This window comes from Butyrivibrio sp. INlla18, from assembly GCF_900103635.1.
Classification (GTDB): Bacteria; Bacillota; Clostridia; order Lachnospirales; family Lachnospiraceae; genus Butyrivibrio.
The window spans coordinates 73,016-89,129 of record NZ_FMXK01000005.1 but is presented as its reverse complement, the minus strand read 5'-3'; the positions used below and the strand labels follow the sequence as shown (position 1 = coordinate 89,129).

The following is a 16,114-nucleotide window of genomic DNA, read 5'->3' as shown; positions in this document are numbered from 1 at the left end:
AATAGGAGGTTTATTCTTTATGGCAAAAAATTACGATGTTATTATTATTGGCGCAGGCCCAGGTGGTATATTCTGCGCGTATGAACTCATGGAAAAGAGACCTGATCTTAAGGTCCTTATTGTAGAGAAGGGACGTTCAATTGAAAAGAGAAATTGTCCTAAGAGAGTAACAAAGACATGTGCAGGCTGTAAGCCATGTTCTATCACAACAGGATTTGCAGGAGCAGGAGCTTTCTCAGATGGTAAGCTTTCTCTTTCTCCTGACGTTGGAGGAAATCTTCCAGAGATCCTTGGCTATGACCTAGCTACACAGCTCATCCACGAGTCAGATGAGATCTATCTTAAGTTTGGTGCTGACAAGAGCGTATATGGTGTTGATAAGGAAGCTGAGATCCGCGAGATCCGTAGAAAAGCTATCAATGCTAACTTAAAGCTTGTTGAGTGTCCTATCAGACACCTTGGAACAGAGGAAGGTTACAAGATTTACTCCAAGCTTCAGCAGCATATCCTTGATAAGGGTGTAGAGATCCAGTTTAACACTATGGTTACAGATATCATGGTAGAAGATGGAACTGCTACTGGAATCAAGACTGATAAGGGTGATGTATTTACAGCACCTGAGATCGTAAGTGCTGTTGGTAGAGAAGGCGCTGACTGGTTCAAGGACAAGTGCGAAGAGATCGGAATCGAGACTAAGCCTGGTACAGTTGATGTTGGTGTTCGTGTTGAGGTAAGAGATGAAGTTATGCAGTTCCTCAATGAGAATCTCTATGAGGCTAAGCTCATCTATCACACACCTACATTTGATGACAAGGTTCGTACATTCTGTACTAATCCATCAGGTGAAGTTGCAACTGAGTACTACGAGAACGGTCTTGCAGTAGTTAACGGACATGCTTACAAGGGAAAAGAGCTCAAGACAAACAATACAAACTTTGCTCTTCTTGTATCCAAGAACTTTACTAAGCCTTTCAAGACACCTATTGAATATGGTAAGAAGATCGCTGAGCTTTCAAATATGCTCTGCGGCGGCAAGATCTTAGTTCAGACCTATGGCGACTTTAGAAGAGGTCGTAGAACTACAGAAGAGAGACTTTGCAGAAACAACCTTATCCCAACACTTAAGGATGCTGTACCTGGAGATCTTTCACTGGTATTCCCTCACAGAATCATGGTGGATCTTGATGAGATGATCCAGGCTCTTGATAAGGTAACACCAGGAATTGCTTCTGATGAGACACTTCTTTATGGCGTTGAAGTTAAGTTCTATTCAAATAAAGTAATCGTAAATAAGGATTTTGAGACTAGTATCAAGGGACTTCGTGCTATCGGAGATGGAGCTGGAGTAACTAGAGGACTTCAGCAGGCAAGTGCCAACGGTATTTCTGTCGCACGTAGTATTATGAGCAAACTATGAAAAGACACAGACTACTTACATGCTTTTTGACAACACTTATGATGACATCTTTTGTGCTCACCGGCTGTGGTAATGAACTTGAGAATACCAGAGTTGTATTTACTACGGGCTTTTCTAATAATGAGGTCTTTAGAATAGAAGATTCTATCTGCACCTTGTCTGAGGCTATGGTATATCTTGTTAATACCCAGGAGGGCTATGAGGACACCTTTGGCCTTGGCATCTGGAAGGAAGAGACTGATTCAGGAACAGTTGAGCAGAGGTTAAAAGATTCAGTGCTGGCCAAGGTTGCTCAGATCAAGGCTATGAATCTTTTGGCACAGAATACTGGCATAAGCCTTACGGAAAAAGAGCTGGAGCTGGCTGAAACTGCAGCTAAGGAATACTATAGCTCTTTATCTGAGGCAGATATTGCTGCAATGAACAACGTAACTGAAGCTGAGATAAACTCAATCTACTGTCAGCAGGCACTTGCAGACAAGCTTTATGAGTATATTATCAGAGACATCAATCCTGAGATCAGTGATGATGAAGCCAGAACCATTACTGTTGAGCAGATCTTTTTAAAGACTTATACACTAGATGCCAGCGGTGAAAAGGTTCCTTTAAATGATGTGGATAAAAGGCAGGTCTATGCAACGGCCAGGTCCATCCTTTCACTTCTTAAGGATGGCAACAGCTTTGAAGAGCTTATGTCTGAGTACAACGAAGCTGATGAGGGAACAAGGTCATTTGGTAAGCATGAGGTAGATTCTGTATATGAAGAAACTGCATTTAACCTGGGAACAGGCGAGATCAGTGACATTGTGGAAACTGAGGATGGTTTTGTCATCATAAAGTGCATAACTACCTTTAACAGAGAAGAGACAGAGGCCAACAAGATCAAGATCGTGGCTCAAAGGAAAAGAGAAGTTTTTGGAGAGCAGTATGATGCCTTTGTTTCTACCTTAAACAAGCAGTTAAACGAGAAGTTGTGGGATTCTGTATCCTTGGTAGAGGATGAGAATGTAACGACCAAGAGTCTTATGGATGTTTATCAGAAGTATTTTGGAGACTGATACTGGAGATTAAAGACATGGGGTATGTAGCGGTAATTGTGGTAGCTGCAGCTATTTTTACTGCAGTGATCTTGTACTTGGCAGTAAATCAGGACAATAGAGAAAAGTGGCTTGGTATCACTTTCCTAATAGCTTCTACAGGTGGCTTTTGCTTGTATGGCTCAGCCAATGCCTATGGAAGCGGTTCATTCTTCGCAGATGTATTTGAGACCATCGTTGATGTGGGCAGGATGTTTGCTGGCATCAATGATGTGGCTGCTTTCCAGAAGTTTGTAGGTGAAGATTCACCATGGATGGTCCTTTTTTGGGCAATTCACTTTCTTGCCTACTATTCAATGGCTAGCGCTATCATCATGGCAATTGCCAAGGGAACTCTCAAGAAATTAAGGTCATGGTTTCTTAAGGTAAATGATGTAGAGCTCATCTATGGAATTACTGGTAACTCCATAGCCTATGGCAGAAACCTTGCTGAAAATAAGCATGCTTCTGTAGTGTTCGTTGGAACCAGTAGTGGAGGTAAGGAGTCTGATATCAGTAAGATGGGAGGACTCTTATATTCTGATAATGTTTCCCTTAATCCAGACAAAAAGCTCCTTAAGAGACTTGCTGTCAAAAAAGGAAAAGGCAAGATCAGACTGAGCGCCCTTTCCCGTAACATTGATGCAAACTACGAGTACGCACAAAAGCTCCTTAAATGTCTTAAGGATGCCGATATTGATCCACAGCAGACAGAAGTAGTTCTCTATGGACATGAGGAACATAATGGTGAACCACTTCAGGCCCATGGTGATAGGTACGGCTATGGCACAGTCAGAGTATTTGACAAAGCTGAGCTTGTGGCAAGACTTCTGATGCAGAAGTATCCTGTTTGTGACGCTATCTCTTTTGATGAAAATGGCAAAGCTACTGAGGATACAGATGTACTTCTTGTTGGATTTGGTAGAAAAGGCCAGGAGATCCTGGAGAAGATAGTGGTCAACGGTCAATTTGAGGGAAGCCATTTCAGGATCAAGGTATTTGATTCAAATGGTAAAAATACTGATGGCTTCTTTAGAATGAGACATGAATCTCTTTTAACTAATTATGATATAACATTCGAGCCCTATGATGGACGCAGCAGACAGTTTGCTGAGTACCTTAGTAGCGACTTAAAGACTCTTAAATACATTGTTGTTGCTGTTGGCGATGAGGGAGTTGGCAGAGAGATAGCTATGAATATATTGGAATTCATGGCTACCTGCAAGATGGATATCCCTGTATATCAGTGCAATGGCGACAGTGTCGTGAGGTACCAGAGCGGACAGGTTACAGAGTGCTCAGGCCTCTATGATGCAGATATAATGTACGGCGGACATATGGATGATTTTGCCAAGCAGCTCAATCACCAGTATTGTCATAACGATGCTTCAGCCAAGAAGAACTGGGCTGATTGCAGGTATTTTGACAGAATGAGCTCAAGAGCAAGTGCAGACTATCTCAGCAGTCTTCTTAAGAGGATTGGCGTAGACAAGATGGACACCATACCAGAAGAGATGCTGTTAAATCTTGCTAAATCAGAGCACCTTAGATGGAACGCATTTCATCATGCTTGTGGCTACAGGAAGATGGAAAAAGACGAACTTAAGAAAAGAGCTGAGCTATATGCGAATGGGGACATTAGCAGGATCACAAAGGATACAGAAAATAAGCTTCATGCCTGCCTTGTAAGCTGGGATGAGCTTGATGAATTATCAAAGCTTGAAAGCAGTGTGACTGGAAAAGATGTAGACTACAAAAAGAAAGACATGGAAAATGTCTTGATGGTAAAAGAACTGCTTAATAGATAAATACGCAAAGGAAAGAGGAGTGATCATGAGAAATTCAGGAGTTATAAGAACTAGAGTAAATAATGCTAACACAGTAAGGATTGTTGGAGCTGTGTTTGCAGTACTGTCAGTAGTGTTTTTACTGATTGGTATAATTGCATTTGTAGCAACTACAAAAGCAGAAAATAGCGGCGATGAAATAGAAGCCACAGTAACTAGGATTGAAGAATACAGGGATAGTGATGGCGATAGAAACTATCGAGTATTTGTTTCTTATACTTACGAGGGAACACTTTACGAGGACATCAGACTTGATTTTTATGATTCATCAACTTATGAAGGAAACACTATTACACTTGTAGTTGATCCTAAGAATCCTACAAAGGTTCTCAAAAAGGGTGAAGCAATATTCTTCCTTCTTATATTTGGATTCTTCTTCCTTGTATTTGGAAGCATTGGCTTTACGATCCTTGGAGTTACAGCCTCAGGAGAGGGCAAAAAGAAACGCCTTATGGAAAATGGAAGACTTGTCCATGCTGTAGTTGAAGGCATTGAGCTTAATACCTTCATTACAGTAAATGGTATGAATCCATACAATGTATTTTGCGGATATGTTGATCCTGCAACTGGAGAAAAGATTGAATTTAAGAGTAACAATCTTTACTTTAACCCAAATGAGTTCTATGAGCTTGGTTCATATATTGACGTATATGTAGATCAGGACAATTACAAAAAGTACTACGTTGATGTAAGAAATAAGGCTCTAGAAGGCAATTACAATATGTGATAACAATATGTGATAGATCGTAATAGTCAATATGTACAAAGAATGCAGCAGATAAGTAAAATTATCCGCTGCATTTTTTATGCACTTTTGTATAGTCTCATCTAAACTTATTTAAATTGGTGAAAAATTGCACAAAAAAGTATACGATAAAAAGTAAAAATTGTGCTTAATGAAGTAAAAGAATTACATTAATTCTTTTTACTCCTTTGTTTATAGTTAATTTATAAAATATGTAAGAAGAAGGTGACAAAAAATGAGAGCAAGAAAGAGAACATTTTTGGCGGTCGCTTTTTTACTACTTCTGATCATTCCAACTGGATGCGGCAAAAAAACTGAAAGCTGGGCTTATGCCTACGAACCTACTGAAGAAGTCGTATCTTTTTATGATAATGGCAAAGCAGTATATAAGGGAAATGACTATTCCTATTCTAAGGATGATACATATATCACTTTGAAGGCCAAAGATGGCTCAGAAGAAAAACTCAGATACGAGATGGAAGGCGATACGATGCTTCTTTATGAGAAGTCAACCTATAAGCTTTCTGGAGAAGAGAGTAAGGGCAGCATAGTTGGTACTTGGCTTCAGGATAACGGCTGGTCATATGTATTTACAGAAGATGGAACATTTAGTGAAGAAGGCTTCTTTAATGGACATTACAGTGTTGATGAAGAAAAGTCCTGCATCAGACTTATGTATGATGATCCTATAGAGGATGCATATCTTTACTACACATTAAGCGGGGATGAGCTTACTATCGACTATCCATGGCCTATGACCAAAATAGCTCTTAATTAGTTCCAAGGCGCTAAGCGCTTTAGATACACACACACATTTTTTTATGAAAAAAGGAGAGGTGAGTTATGAAAATGAGACGTTTTGTTTCAATGTTGTTGACGGGTGTAATGGCTCTGTCAATAGCTGGCTGCGGAAGCACAACAGCACCAGCTACAACTGATGCGGGAACAGACACAAATGCTACTGCAGCAGCTACAGAGGCTCCAGCTGAGACAACAGACACTGCTACAGCTACTACAGATAGTGGCGAGCAGATCGATCTTACTATGTGGTGTATTGCTACTGAGAGTGATTCTAACCGTCACGCTTATGAAGCAGCAATCGCTGACATGCAGGCAGCACATCCTGAAGTAAACTTTACTTGGGAAGCTTTTGAGAATCAGTCTTACAAGACAAAGATCAAAGCTGCTGTATCTGCTAACGAGTTACCTGATATCTTCTTTACATGGTCATGTGCATTCCTCGGTGACTTCGTAGATGCTGGTAAGGTATATTGTCTTGACGATGCTTATCAGAACTACAAGGATGAACTTCCAGAAGTTATGCTTGGAAACACAACATATAACGGAAAGCACTATGGTGTTCCTACAACAATGAACATCGTTGGTCTCTTCGCTAATATGGATCTTCTTAAGGAAGCAGGATACGACGAGATTCCTGGAACATATGATGAGTTCATCGCTTGCTGTGATGCACTTAAGGCTAAGGGAATCATTCCTTTCGGATGTGCAGGAAAAGAGACATGGTGCGTTACTGAGTACCTTGAGTCAGTTATCGAGAAGAGCGCTGGCGCAGATACACTTAACGACATCTTCCTTGGCAGAGCTTCTTGGAACAACCAGGACGTAGCTGATGCTGTTGACACATTCCAGGCACTTGTAACTAACGGTTACTTCGATCCTTCAGGAATCGGTCTTACAAACGACGAAGTTAAGAACAACTTCATGGCTGGCAAGTATGCATTCTACATGAATGGTACATGGAACTGCGCAGACTTCGCAGCAAACGAAGAGTTCTTCCCTAAGGTAAGAGTAAGTGAGTTCCCAGTAATCAACGCTGACAAGGCTAAACTCGGACAGCTCATCGGTGGACCTTCAGATACACTTGCAGTATCAGCTTCTTCACCTAACGCTGAGAAGGCTGCTGACTACGCTTTCGAACTTGGTAAGCTTATCTGCCACTATGGTTACCTTGATGGATGCGGACTTCCTGCATGGACACCTTATGGTGACACAAGCTCAGTTAACGAGCTTACACAGGCAGTTTCAGAGATCTGCTCAAAGGCTGACACATACGTACTCTTTGGTGATACAGCTATGAACGCTGATTCAGCTAACACATATCTTTCATATGTTGATCAGGTTTATGGATGCCTCCTCGATGGCAAACAGTTTATCGAAGGATTAGCTAAGGACATTCAGTAATTAACTAAAATATTTGGTCCTTCCTGCGCTTCCTCCTTTGTAGCAGGAAGGACCATTTTTAGGCTTTGGGAAGGTAGCTAGTGTATGGAAGAAATTAAGAACATAAAAAAACAAAGAAGAAAAAGGGATATAGAGAAGGGGCTTGCTATATTCGTCTTTTTACTTCCAGGTCTGCTTTTGTTTATTAGTATTCTGATTGCACCTATTGCTGTTTCTGTATATAGAAGCTTGTATGATTGGAATGGATTTTCAGAAGCAACATTCATTGGTTTTAACAACTATATAGAGCTTTTTACTAACGGTTCTATCAAGTTTATGACGTCACTCAAGAATTCACTTATTCTGGCGTTCTTTTCAGTATTTATCCAGTTACCACTGGCTCTTTTACTGGCTCTTTTACTTGGAAGAGGTGTTAAAAGAGAAAAGACATTTTTATCAATATTCTTTATGCCGGTTCTGATCTCAACAGTAGTTATCGGTCAGTTATGGCTCAAGATCTATAATCCTGATTACGGCCTTTTAAACAGATTCCTTGATGCCGTTAATCTGGGACATTTGAAACATGTATGGGTAGGAGATGTTAAGACTGCTCTTGGCAGTATCATTGTTCCAACTGTTTGGCAGTATGTTGGATATCACATGCTTCTCATGTACGCAGGTGTCAAAGGGGTAGACATCGACCTTAGAGAAGCTGCAATGCTTGATGGTGCTACGAAGTGGCAGGTAGATAAATATATTGTTATTCCAATAATCAAGCCAATTCTCAGGGTAAGCGTTATCTTTGCTGTAACAGGTTCTCTCAAGACCTATGACCTTGTTCGTATTTTGACAGAGGGCGGACCATTCCAGTCTACTGAAGTTCCTAGTACACTTCTTGAAAATATGCTGTTTCTTAGAAACAGATACGGAATGGGAAGTACCATATCAGTTATGCTGATCATATTGTGCTTTGCCTTTGCACTACTTATCACTGCAGCATTTAAGGAAAAGGATGATTAAATATGGAGAGCTATACATTAAAAGAATCTAAGCCAGTACTTAAGGTCTTTGTATACATATTCCTTGGTATCTGGGCTATCATAAATCTGTTTCCAATATACTTCATGTTTACTTTTTCTCTTAAGTCAAATGAAGAAATATTTGGATCAAATATCATAGGTCTTCCAAAGCACTGGTTGTGGTCTAACTTTGCATCTGCTATGAAGACAGGTAACATGGGACTGTATTTCTTTAACAGTTTACTTGTAACTACTCTTGCCATTGGCATATCGCTTATGGCAGCTCTGATGGCATGCTACGCTATCACAAGGATTAAGTGGAAACTAAGCGGCCTTACAAATGCATTCTTTATGCTGGGACTTACGATTCCTATTCAGGCCTCAATCGTTCCTGTATATGTAATCTTGTCCAAGGCACATTGGCTCAATAAGTATTCAACTCTTATTGTTCCTTATTCAGCATTTGCTCTTTCAATGGGAATCCTCATCTGTACAGGATTTATGGCTGAGATTCCAATGGCCCTTGATGAAGCAGCCAGGATCGATGGATGCGGACTGTTTGGCACATTCTTCAAGATCATTCTGCCGCTTATGAAGCCTGCTTTTTCTACTGTTGGTGTTTATTCATACCTTCAGTGCTGGAATGAGTTTATGTTTGCCAACGTTTTCATTTCCGATTCCTTCCACAGGACACTTCCTGTAGGTATTAAGGCACTTTCCGGAGCCTATACAACTGACTGGGGACCAATCGGTGCGGCACTTGTAATTGCTACATTCCCAACACTTATCGTTTACATCTTCTTAAGTGGTAAGATCACCTCAAGTTTCATTGCCGGAGCGGTTAAGGGTTAATCAAAATAATGTTAAAAATAATTTTCAGCAGTGTCCTTTTTGTAAGGGTACTGCTGAAATTTGTTGTATAATAGGATAAACGCTTTTTAGTTTGTGGGGGAATATGAGAAGGTTTTTGTGGCGGCGTATTAACGAACTTAATGAGAAAAAGACTCTTTCATCCAGCCTAAAGAAGATGATCCTTGGTATAGTTCTTTCTACTGTTGCAGCATTTATGCTGGCAACCTATGTCATTACCAAGAGGGAGCAGATAGATTACGGAATGAGAGATTCAGAGAATGTTCTTAGGACTCTTTCAAGTAATATCAGCTCTGAAATGGAAAAGTATATGTCTCTTTCAAGACTTATCATGACTGAAGACAGGCTTGTGACCTTCCTTAGAGCGTCTACACTTTCCGTTGATATAGGTATGATCAATGATGCCCGGTACGGTATTATGGATATCCTCAATGTTACTGAGGGTGTCGACACTGTTATGATATTTAGAGAAGATATGATAATGCTTGCCACCAGGAACTTTATGTATATTTATGACCATGACCGTATGGATGGCGATGAGTGGAAGCAGGAAATCTATGATGGTTTTGGAAGTACTGTGGTGTCTCTTAACACCTTTGGAATTGCAGAGAGGAAGGATTCAAAGGCTGTAGTTACCGTAGGCAGAGCTATTTACGATATATCTTCTCAGAAGAGAACCGGAATTCTTCTGATGAATATCTCTAATAATGTCTTTGAGAGGATGCTCTTTAGAATACGCTATAACAACATCTGTATTCTGGGAGATGACGGTACTTATATTGCAGGAAACAAGGGTTATGCCCAGTATTATGATGACTATTTTCTAAGTGAAAAGATAAAGCACAGGAATATTAAGGTTGGGGGTGAAAGCCAGCTTTTGTCGGGCTGCCAGGTGCAGAACCTGCCAATAGTGATCCTTAGGGTATCGCCTTATGGTATGGAAGGAATTCCTTTTAGAATGCTGTATGTACTCCTGTTTCTTTTGACTGTGTTTATGATCATTGCGGTATATGTAGTTCTTTTCATAAGACAGACAATTACCAATCCTATATATGAGCTGTCTGCGTCAATGGAAAATAACAAGAAGTCAGGAGAATTAAAGAAGATTGACGTTGAGGTGCCCTACAGCGAGCTAGAGATGCTAGAGGGTGACTACAATAGCATGATCGATCACGTAAATGAGCTGTTTGACGAGCTAGTTGAGAAGGAAAAGACTCTTCAAAGGGCAGAGCTTAGGGTTTTACAGGAGCAGATCAAACCGCACTTTTTGTATAATTCAATTGAGACTATAGGCTATATGGCCATGGATGCTGGAGCTGAGAAGGTTCATGATGCCTTGGAAACCATGGGAAGCTTTTACAGGAACTTCCTTAGTAAGGGAGATAGAGAGATACCTCTTTCTAGGGAAATATGGATCGTTAAGGATTATCTGTCCCTTCAAAAACTCAGGTATGGCGATATCTTGGAGGATGAGTATCATATTGATGAGGAAACTCAGGACTTTGTGGTACCAAAGCTTATATTACAGCCCCTTGTGGAAAATTGTATCTACCATGGTATACGTATGAAGGGGGAAAAAGGTAAAATAGAGATAACCAGTAAGCTTGTGGATGGAGAGCTTCATCTGACAGTCAAGGATACTGGAGTTGGTATGAAGCAGGAGGATATAGACAAGATCCTTTGTTCAAAAAGGGAAGAGATGGATTCAAATGACTCAGAGAGCTTTGGCCTTTGGGGAACTATTGAGAGAATTAGATATTATGCTGGCAGGGATGACGTTGTTAAGATCACAAGTGAAATTGGGGAATTTACTGAGATCGAGTTTATCATTCCAGATAAATCGGCGTTGATATTGAGGGGTGAATAAAGTTATGGGAAGAATGTACAGGGTTATGATAATTGATGACGAAGAGTCTGCAAGAAAGCTCATGAGGGCATCAATTGACTATGAGAGCCTTGGAATGCAGGTGGTTGGAGAGGCTGCCAGCGGAATCGAGGCTATCAATACTATTGATGAGCTAAGGCCTGATATAGCCTTTGTTGACATTAATATGCCATTTATGGATGGGATTGAATTTACAACGGTGGCAACTGGCCGCTATCCTAATCTCATCATTATCATCATGACGGCTATTGACCAGTTTGAATATGCCAGAAAGTGCGTTAGCCTCCCTGTATTTGACTATATGCTTAAGCCTATGGTGAGAGCAGAGGTTACCAAAGTCTTGGAGAGAGCCAAGGAAAAGCTTGAAAGTAGCGGGGCAGCTTCTAGTGAGGAAGCTAAGACCGCCGATGAGGCTGGGGAAGAGATTTCCGAAGAGGGAAATCCTGGAGAAGCTAATGCTACTGAAATCATCAAGAAGTATGTAAAAGAGAACTTTACGGATTCCAAGCTTAATCTTGCTTTTATAGCTCAGAATTTTGGATTTAGTTCTAGCTATCTATCAAGGAAATTCAAGCAGGACACAGGCAAGAACTTTGTGGAATATCTCACTGATCTTCGCATGAAGAAGGCAATCAAATACGCAGAAAACGGCTACAAGATGTACCAAACCGCCTCTGAAGTTGGCATACCAGATCCCAACTATTTCAGCAGGTGCTTTAAAAAATACGCTGGCATGAGCTACTCAGATTACGTAGCCGAGAGGGGAGCGCAACCCGGAACTTCTGTGAGTTGAGGACGCCAAAAGAAAACTCCCTATCCTACACTTTACCGTCCTGACTTCAAGGATGTGCATTCCCTGGTCCATATTTTTTCATGAGCTGACCAAGAAACATAGGCATGAAGATGAAGATCAGGATGTAACCTACGATGAAGGTTAGAATTAGTGACTTTAAAAACATTGGCATGAATGAAAGCTGTGCCATGCCGCCACTTTGTTTCATAGCCATGGTGTAAGCAAGTGATACCATTATAAGTGTCATGAGCGGAGTATAGATAAGATTTGAGATGAGACTGCTCATGCATCTCTCTGGAAGAGAGTGAGGTTTCATTTTCATCTTTTTGCATACATCACTAGATATCTTGCCAACTGGAATGACAAGGCCTATCAAAAGGCTGATTATGGTGCTGGCTACAAAGCTTAGCAGGAAACCTGGAATAGTAAAGTGACCTGATGAAAGAGTTCCAACAAGTGCAAGACAAAGACTCATAAGGATACTCATTCTGATGGCCATGTGGATACTGATCTTTCTCATCTGTTCCTTCATATCTACCTCCATATGAACTTAAACTAAATACCAATAATATAGAACTAATTAGTTATCAAGATCATCAACGTCGTGAATGTCATCAGCACCAAATCCGATGTTCTGCATGCTAACTGTCCTGCGACGAATTCTTGCAGCCTCTGAAGCCTGGAGAAGGAAGTCCTTGATCTCGCGACCGTGCTTGATGTTCTTCATAACGATAGTGCGGTCTGTAACATCTGAAGTGTAAAGAGTAATGGTTGAAAGACCTACAATACGCTGCATAAGCGTTCTTGTGATCTCAACATCACTGATCTTGTACATGTAGCAGTCGTTCTCGCGAACTGTGAAAAATCCTTTGATGATTGTGAAATCATTTTCTCTGATCTCATAAGTTGTGAATGTCCAAGGAAGTCCAAAAAGGAGAATGCGTCCGCGCTCTCTGTATCTGAGCTCACCCTTAGCTTCTTTTGATGATTCATATTGTTCTGGATTTGCTATCTTTGCCATAATTTCGCTCCATAAGTAATTTTTTTAAGTTTCTTCTATTTTCTCATGATTAGCCCAAAAAGGAAATAGAAGTTTACGCATTTATCGGATTATCATGGCTGATGTGTTATAATTTGAGAGACATTTTGATCAGGATGAAAAGACATATGAAAAAGCTATTTACACCTAAAATAAGGATTCTTTGGTTTATACTTGCAGTTTTGAATTTTCTATATGGAGTTACAGTATTCCTTGTGGGAAGCGGGACTCTTTCTTTTGTTATCTGGATATTCGGAGCTCTTTTCTTTATGCTATTATATTTCCTTGCTGGGAAAAAGAGATGGAGCAAGATCCCTAAAGCCATTAGAAAGCTCTTTTGCATAATAGTCGCAGCGTGTGTGCTGACAGTTACGATCCTGTCTTGCCTGATGCTCTCCCACTTTGGAGATAAGGGTGAAAAAGACATGGATTACATTATCGTCCTAGGTGCTCAGATGAAGAGCTATGGGCCTAGTGTTATCTTCAGATACAGACTTGATGCGGCTTACGAGTATATGCAGGAAAACCCTGATTGTATCTGCATCGTTTCAGGAGCACAGGGCGCAAATGAGCATATAAGCGAGGGCGAAGGTGGAAAAGAGTATCTGATATCCAAGGGAATACCGGAGGGTAGGGTAGTTGCTGAGACCAATGCTTTTGATACTGTAGAGAACGTCAGATATTCCATGGATATTATAGAGGAAATGGATTCCAGACCAGAAAAAGAGCTTAAGATTGGAGTTGTAACCAATAACTACCATCTATTTAGAGGCATGCATATAGCTATGGCTAAGACTGAAGGAGAAGTCAGCGGCATTGCAGGATATACGGTTCCAAGATTTCTTCCAAATAATATGATCAGGGAATGTTTTGGAATACTGCGAGACCTCAGAAAAATGAAGTTTTGATCTATTAGAATTTTTTTGTTAGCACTCACTGTTTGCGAGTGCTAATTTTTTATTGACTTTTAGTCATGTGGGTTTTACAATTTCTTTTGTACGGAAAAACCGATTTCCGTAGATTATTATAATAAAAGGGAGTGAGAATTATGGCTTCAAAAAAGGGTAATCTTTCAATCAACAGCGAGAACATGTTCCCTATAATCAAGAAATGGTTATATTCGGATCATGATATTTTTTACAGAGAAGTAATTTCCAATGCTTGCGACGCTATCACCAAGATCCGCAAGATGGATATGATGGGTGAGTATCAGCTTCCAGATGGATTCAAACCACGTGTGGACGTTGTACTAAACGATAAAGAAAAGACTATCAAGATCACAGATAATGGTATTGGTATGACAGCAGAGGAGGTTGAGGAGTACATCAACCAGGTAGCTTTCTCAGGTGCTACAGATTTCCTCAACAAGTACAAGGACAAGGCTAATGCAGACCAGATCATCGGTCACTTCGGACTTGGATTTTATTCAACCTTCATGGTATCTGATTCAGTAGATATCGATACACTTTCATACAAGTCAGATGCAGCATCTGTTCACTGGACATGCGATGGCGGTTCAGATTTTGAAATGTCAGATGGTAGCAAGACTACAGTTGGTACTACAATTACGCTTCACCTCTCAGAGGATTGTCTTGAGTTCTGCAACGAGTACAAGGCTAGAGAAGTGATCGAGAAGTACTGCTCATTCATGCCTTATGAGATCTACCTTTCAAAGGAGAACGAAGAGGGCACAGAGACTATCAAGGCCAGCGAGAAGCTTGACTCTGATACAGTTATCGAAGAGGTTCATCCTGAAAAGAAAGAGGGCGAGGACAAAGATCCAGAGCTTGAGTACAAGATAAAGAGAAGACCTCAGCTCTTAAATGATACACATCCTCTTTGGGCTAAGACACCTAAGGATTGTACAGATGAGGAGTACAAGGAGTTCTACAGAAAGGTATTCCGTGATTACAAGGAGCCTTTATTCTGGATCCACCTCAACATGGACTATCCATTTAACTTAAAGGGTATCCTTTACTTCCCTAAGATAAACATGGAGTTTGAGTCAATTGAGGGAACTATCAAGCTTTACAACAACCAAGTATTTATTGCAGACAACATCAAGGAAGTAATCCCTGAGTATCTGATGCTCCTCAAGGGAGTTATCGATTGCCCAGACCTTCCACTTAACGTTTCAAGATCAGCCCTTCAGAACGATGGCTTTGTTAAGAAGATCTCTGAGTACATTTCCAAGAAGGTAGCTGAGAAGCTTGCAGGTCTTTGCAAGACTGATAAAGAAAACTATGACAAGTACTGGGACGACATCAGTCCATTCATCAAGTATGGTTGCCTTAGAGATGACAAGTTCTGCGAGAAGATGACAGACTTCATCCTCTTTAAGAACCTTGACGGCAAGTACCTTACAACTCCTGAAGCACTTCAGATCAACAAAGAGGCTGAGGACGAGGCAGCTAAAGAAAGCGCTGTAGATGAAGATGGCAACAAGGTAGAAGCTGAGGTAGTAGACGACAAGAAAGAAGCTGAGGACAAGAAGGACGAGGACAAAGAGCCACGTACTATCTACTATGTGACAGACGAGCAGCAGCAGAGCCAGTACATCAAGATGTTCAAGGCTCAGAAGATGGAAGCTTTCATCATGAATCACAACATCGATGTTCCTTTCATGCAGCAGCTTGAGTCCAAGAATGAAGGCATCCGATTTGCTAGAATCGATGCTGACCTTACAGATACATTTAAGTCCAGAACTTCCAAGAAGGCAGCAGCTGAGCTTGAAGAAAAGGAAAAAGAACTTTCAGAGAAGATCAAGAAGGCTCTCAAGAACGACAAGCTTACTGTTAAACTCGAGAAATTAAAGGACAAGAAGATGTCTTCAATGCTTACAGTTTCTGAAGAGTCCAGACGTATGGCTGAGATGATGAAGATGTATGCTATGAACGGCATGAACATGGGAGACTTCGGAGCAGAGGGACAGACACTTATCTTAAATGCTAACCATCCTCTTGTTGAGTACGTAATGGAGCATGGCGACGACGATAACACCAAGCTTATCTGCGAACAGCTCTATGACCTTGCTCGTATTCAGAATGCACCTCTCGAAGGCGAGGCTATGTCTAAGTTTATAGCTCGAAGCAATGAAATCATGATGAATATTCTCAAGTAATTTTATTTCAATAGTACAAACTCAAGAAACTCCACTAAAAAGGTGGAGTTTCTTTTTTGGTTATATTTACTTTATTCTTATTTTAGATTTAGAAAGAAAAATCTGTTGTAGAATTTACATT

The 16,114-nt window shown here is 40.6% G+C and carries 14 protein-coding genes; 12 read left to right on the top strand and 2 right to left on the bottom strand.

Annotated features, from left to right (window positions below; translation table 11 throughout):
- Positions 1-19: 19 nt before the first annotated feature.
- The 10 genes from BLS24_RS03230 to BLS24_RS03185 all read left to right on the top strand — a co-directional run bounded on the left by BLS24_RS03230 (position 20) and on the right by BLS24_RS03185 (position 11,833).
- Complete coding sequence (locus tag BLS24_RS03230; RefSeq protein WP_091756086.1) at positions 20-1,417, top strand: NAD(P)/FAD-dependent oxidoreductase; 1,398 nt, start codon at positions 20-22, stop codon at positions 1,415-1,417.
- Complete coding sequence (locus BLS24_RS03225; RefSeq protein WP_091756085.1) at positions 1,414-2,475, top strand: peptidylprolyl isomerase; 1,062 nt, start codon at positions 1,414-1,416, stop codon at positions 2,473-2,475. The genes BLS24_RS03230 and BLS24_RS03225 overlap by 4 nt, the downstream gene beginning before the upstream one ends.
- Positions 2,476-2,492: 17 nt before the next feature.
- Positions 2,493-4,301 carry a hypothetical protein gene (locus tag BLS24_RS03220; RefSeq protein WP_091756084.1) on the top strand — a complete coding sequence of 603 codons (1,809 nt, stop codon included), beginning with the start codon at positions 2,493-2,495 and terminating at the stop codon, positions 4,299-4,301.
- A gap of 25 nt (positions 4,302-4,326) precedes the next feature.
- Positions 4,327-5,067 (top strand): DUF3592 domain-containing protein, encoded by a 741-nt coding sequence (locus tag BLS24_RS03215; protein WP_091756083.1) that lies wholly within the window; start codon positions 4,327-4,329, stop codon positions 5,065-5,067.
- Between the two features lie 253 nt (positions 5,068-5,320).
- On the top strand, positions 5,321-5,863 hold the full coding sequence (locus BLS24_RS03210; protein ID WP_091756082.1) for a hypothetical protein: 543 nt from the start codon (positions 5,321-5,323) through the stop codon (positions 5,861-5,863).
- Between the two features lie 65 nt (positions 5,864-5,928).
- Positions 5,929-7,287: an ABC transporter substrate-binding protein gene (locus BLS24_RS03205; RefSeq protein WP_091756081.1), complete on the top strand. Its 1,359-nt coding sequence runs from the start codon at positions 5,929-5,931 to the stop codon at positions 7,285-7,287.
- An 84-nt stretch (positions 7,288-7,371) separates the two neighbouring features.
- Positions 7,372-8,286, top strand: coding sequence for a carbohydrate ABC transporter permease (locus BLS24_RS03200; protein ID WP_091756080.1), 915 nt, complete (start codon positions 7,372-7,374; stop codon positions 8,284-8,286).
- Between the two features lie 2 nt (positions 8,287-8,288).
- Positions 8,289-9,137 (top strand): carbohydrate ABC transporter permease, encoded by an 849-nt coding sequence (locus tag BLS24_RS03195; protein ID WP_091756079.1) that lies wholly within the window; start codon positions 8,289-8,291, stop codon positions 9,135-9,137.
- A 103-nt stretch (positions 9,138-9,240) separates the two neighbouring features.
- On the top strand, positions 9,241-11,022 hold the full coding sequence (locus BLS24_RS03190; RefSeq protein ID WP_091756076.1) for a sensor histidine kinase: 1,782 nt from the start codon (positions 9,241-9,243) through the stop codon (positions 11,020-11,022).
- Positions 11,023-11,026: 4 nt separating this feature from the next.
- Positions 11,027-11,833 carry a response regulator transcription factor gene (locus tag BLS24_RS03185; RefSeq protein ID WP_091756074.1) on the top strand — a complete coding sequence of 269 codons (807 nt, stop codon included), beginning with the start codon at positions 11,027-11,029 and terminating at the stop codon, positions 11,831-11,833.
- 46 nt (positions 11,834-11,879) lie between these two features.
- On the opposite strand, the gene BLS24_RS03180 is transcribed toward BLS24_RS03185, so the two are convergent.
- Together BLS24_RS03180 and BLS24_RS03175 are read right to left on the bottom strand one after the other, a co-directional pair.
- Complete coding sequence (locus BLS24_RS03180) at positions 11,880-12,365, bottom strand: hypothetical protein (protein WP_091756072.1); 486 nt, start codon at positions 12,363-12,365, stop codon at positions 11,880-11,882.
- A gap of 48 nt (positions 12,366-12,413) precedes the next feature.
- Positions 12,414-12,854 (bottom strand): PH domain-containing protein, encoded by a 441-nt coding sequence (locus BLS24_RS03175; protein ID WP_091756070.1) that lies wholly within the window; start codon positions 12,852-12,854, stop codon positions 12,414-12,416.
- A 146-nt stretch (positions 12,855-13,000) separates the two neighbouring features.
- On the opposite strand from BLS24_RS03175, the gene BLS24_RS03170 reads away from it, so the two are divergent.
- Together BLS24_RS03170 and htpG are read left to right on the top strand one after the other, a co-directional pair.
- Positions 13,001-13,780: a YdcF family protein gene (locus BLS24_RS03170; protein WP_091756068.1), complete on the top strand. Its 780-nt coding sequence runs from the start codon at positions 13,001-13,003 to the stop codon at positions 13,778-13,780.
- Positions 13,781-13,920: 140 nt separating this feature from the next.
- On the top strand, positions 13,921-15,993 hold the full coding sequence (gene htpG / locus BLS24_RS03165; RefSeq protein ID WP_091756066.1) for a molecular chaperone HtpG: 2,073 nt from the start codon (positions 13,921-13,923) through the stop codon (positions 15,991-15,993).
- Positions 15,994-16,114: the final 121 nt, after the last annotated feature.

What these genes read in the sequence shown, in the direction of transcription:
- BLS24_RS03175 (WP_091756070.1), bottom strand. Translation starts at nt 12,854, where the DNA reads ATGGCAAAGATAGCAAATCCAGAACAATATGAATCATCAAAAGAAGCT.
- htpG (WP_091756066.1), top strand. Translation starts at nt 13,921, where the DNA reads ATGGCTTCAAAAAAGGGTAATCTTTCAATCAACAGCGAGAACATGTTC.
- BLS24_RS03185 (WP_091756074.1), top strand. Translation starts at nt 11,027, where the DNA reads ATGGGAAGAATGTACAGGGTTATGATAATTGATGACGAAGAGTCTGCA.
- BLS24_RS03195 (WP_091756079.1), top strand. Translation starts at nt 8,289, where the DNA reads ATGGAGAGCTATACATTAAAAGAATCTAAGCCAGTACTTAAGGTCTTT.
- BLS24_RS03170 (WP_091756068.1), top strand. Translation starts at nt 13,001, where the DNA reads ATGAAAAAGCTATTTACACCTAAAATAAGGATTCTTTGGTTTATACTT.
- BLS24_RS03180 (WP_091756072.1), bottom strand. Translation starts at nt 12,365, where the DNA reads ATGAAGGAACAGATGAGAAAGATCAGTATCCACATGGCCATCAGAATG.
- BLS24_RS03230 (WP_091756086.1), top strand. Translation starts at nt 20, where the DNA reads ATGGCAAAAAATTACGATGTTATTATTATTGGCGCAGGCCCAGGTGGT.
- BLS24_RS03225 (WP_091756085.1), top strand. Translation starts at nt 1,414, where the DNA reads ATGAAAAGACACAGACTACTTACATGCTTTTTGACAACACTTATGATG.
- BLS24_RS03205 (WP_091756081.1), top strand. Translation starts at nt 5,929, where the DNA reads ATGAAAATGAGACGTTTTGTTTCAATGTTGTTGACGGGTGTAATGGCT.
- BLS24_RS03215 (WP_091756083.1), top strand. Translation starts at nt 4,327, where the DNA reads ATGAGAAATTCAGGAGTTATAAGAACTAGAGTAAATAATGCTAACACA.
- BLS24_RS03220 (WP_091756084.1), top strand. Translation starts at nt 2,493, where the DNA reads ATGGGGTATGTAGCGGTAATTGTGGTAGCTGCAGCTATTTTTACTGCA.
- BLS24_RS03210 (WP_091756082.1), top strand. Translation starts at nt 5,321, where the DNA reads ATGAGAGCAAGAAAGAGAACATTTTTGGCGGTCGCTTTTTTACTACTT.
- BLS24_RS03200 (WP_091756080.1), top strand. Translation starts at nt 7,372, where the DNA reads ATGGAAGAAATTAAGAACATAAAAAAACAAAGAAGAAAAAGGGATATA.
- BLS24_RS03190 (WP_091756076.1), top strand. Translation starts at nt 9,241, where the DNA reads ATGAGAAGGTTTTTGTGGCGGCGTATTAACGAACTTAATGAGAAAAAG.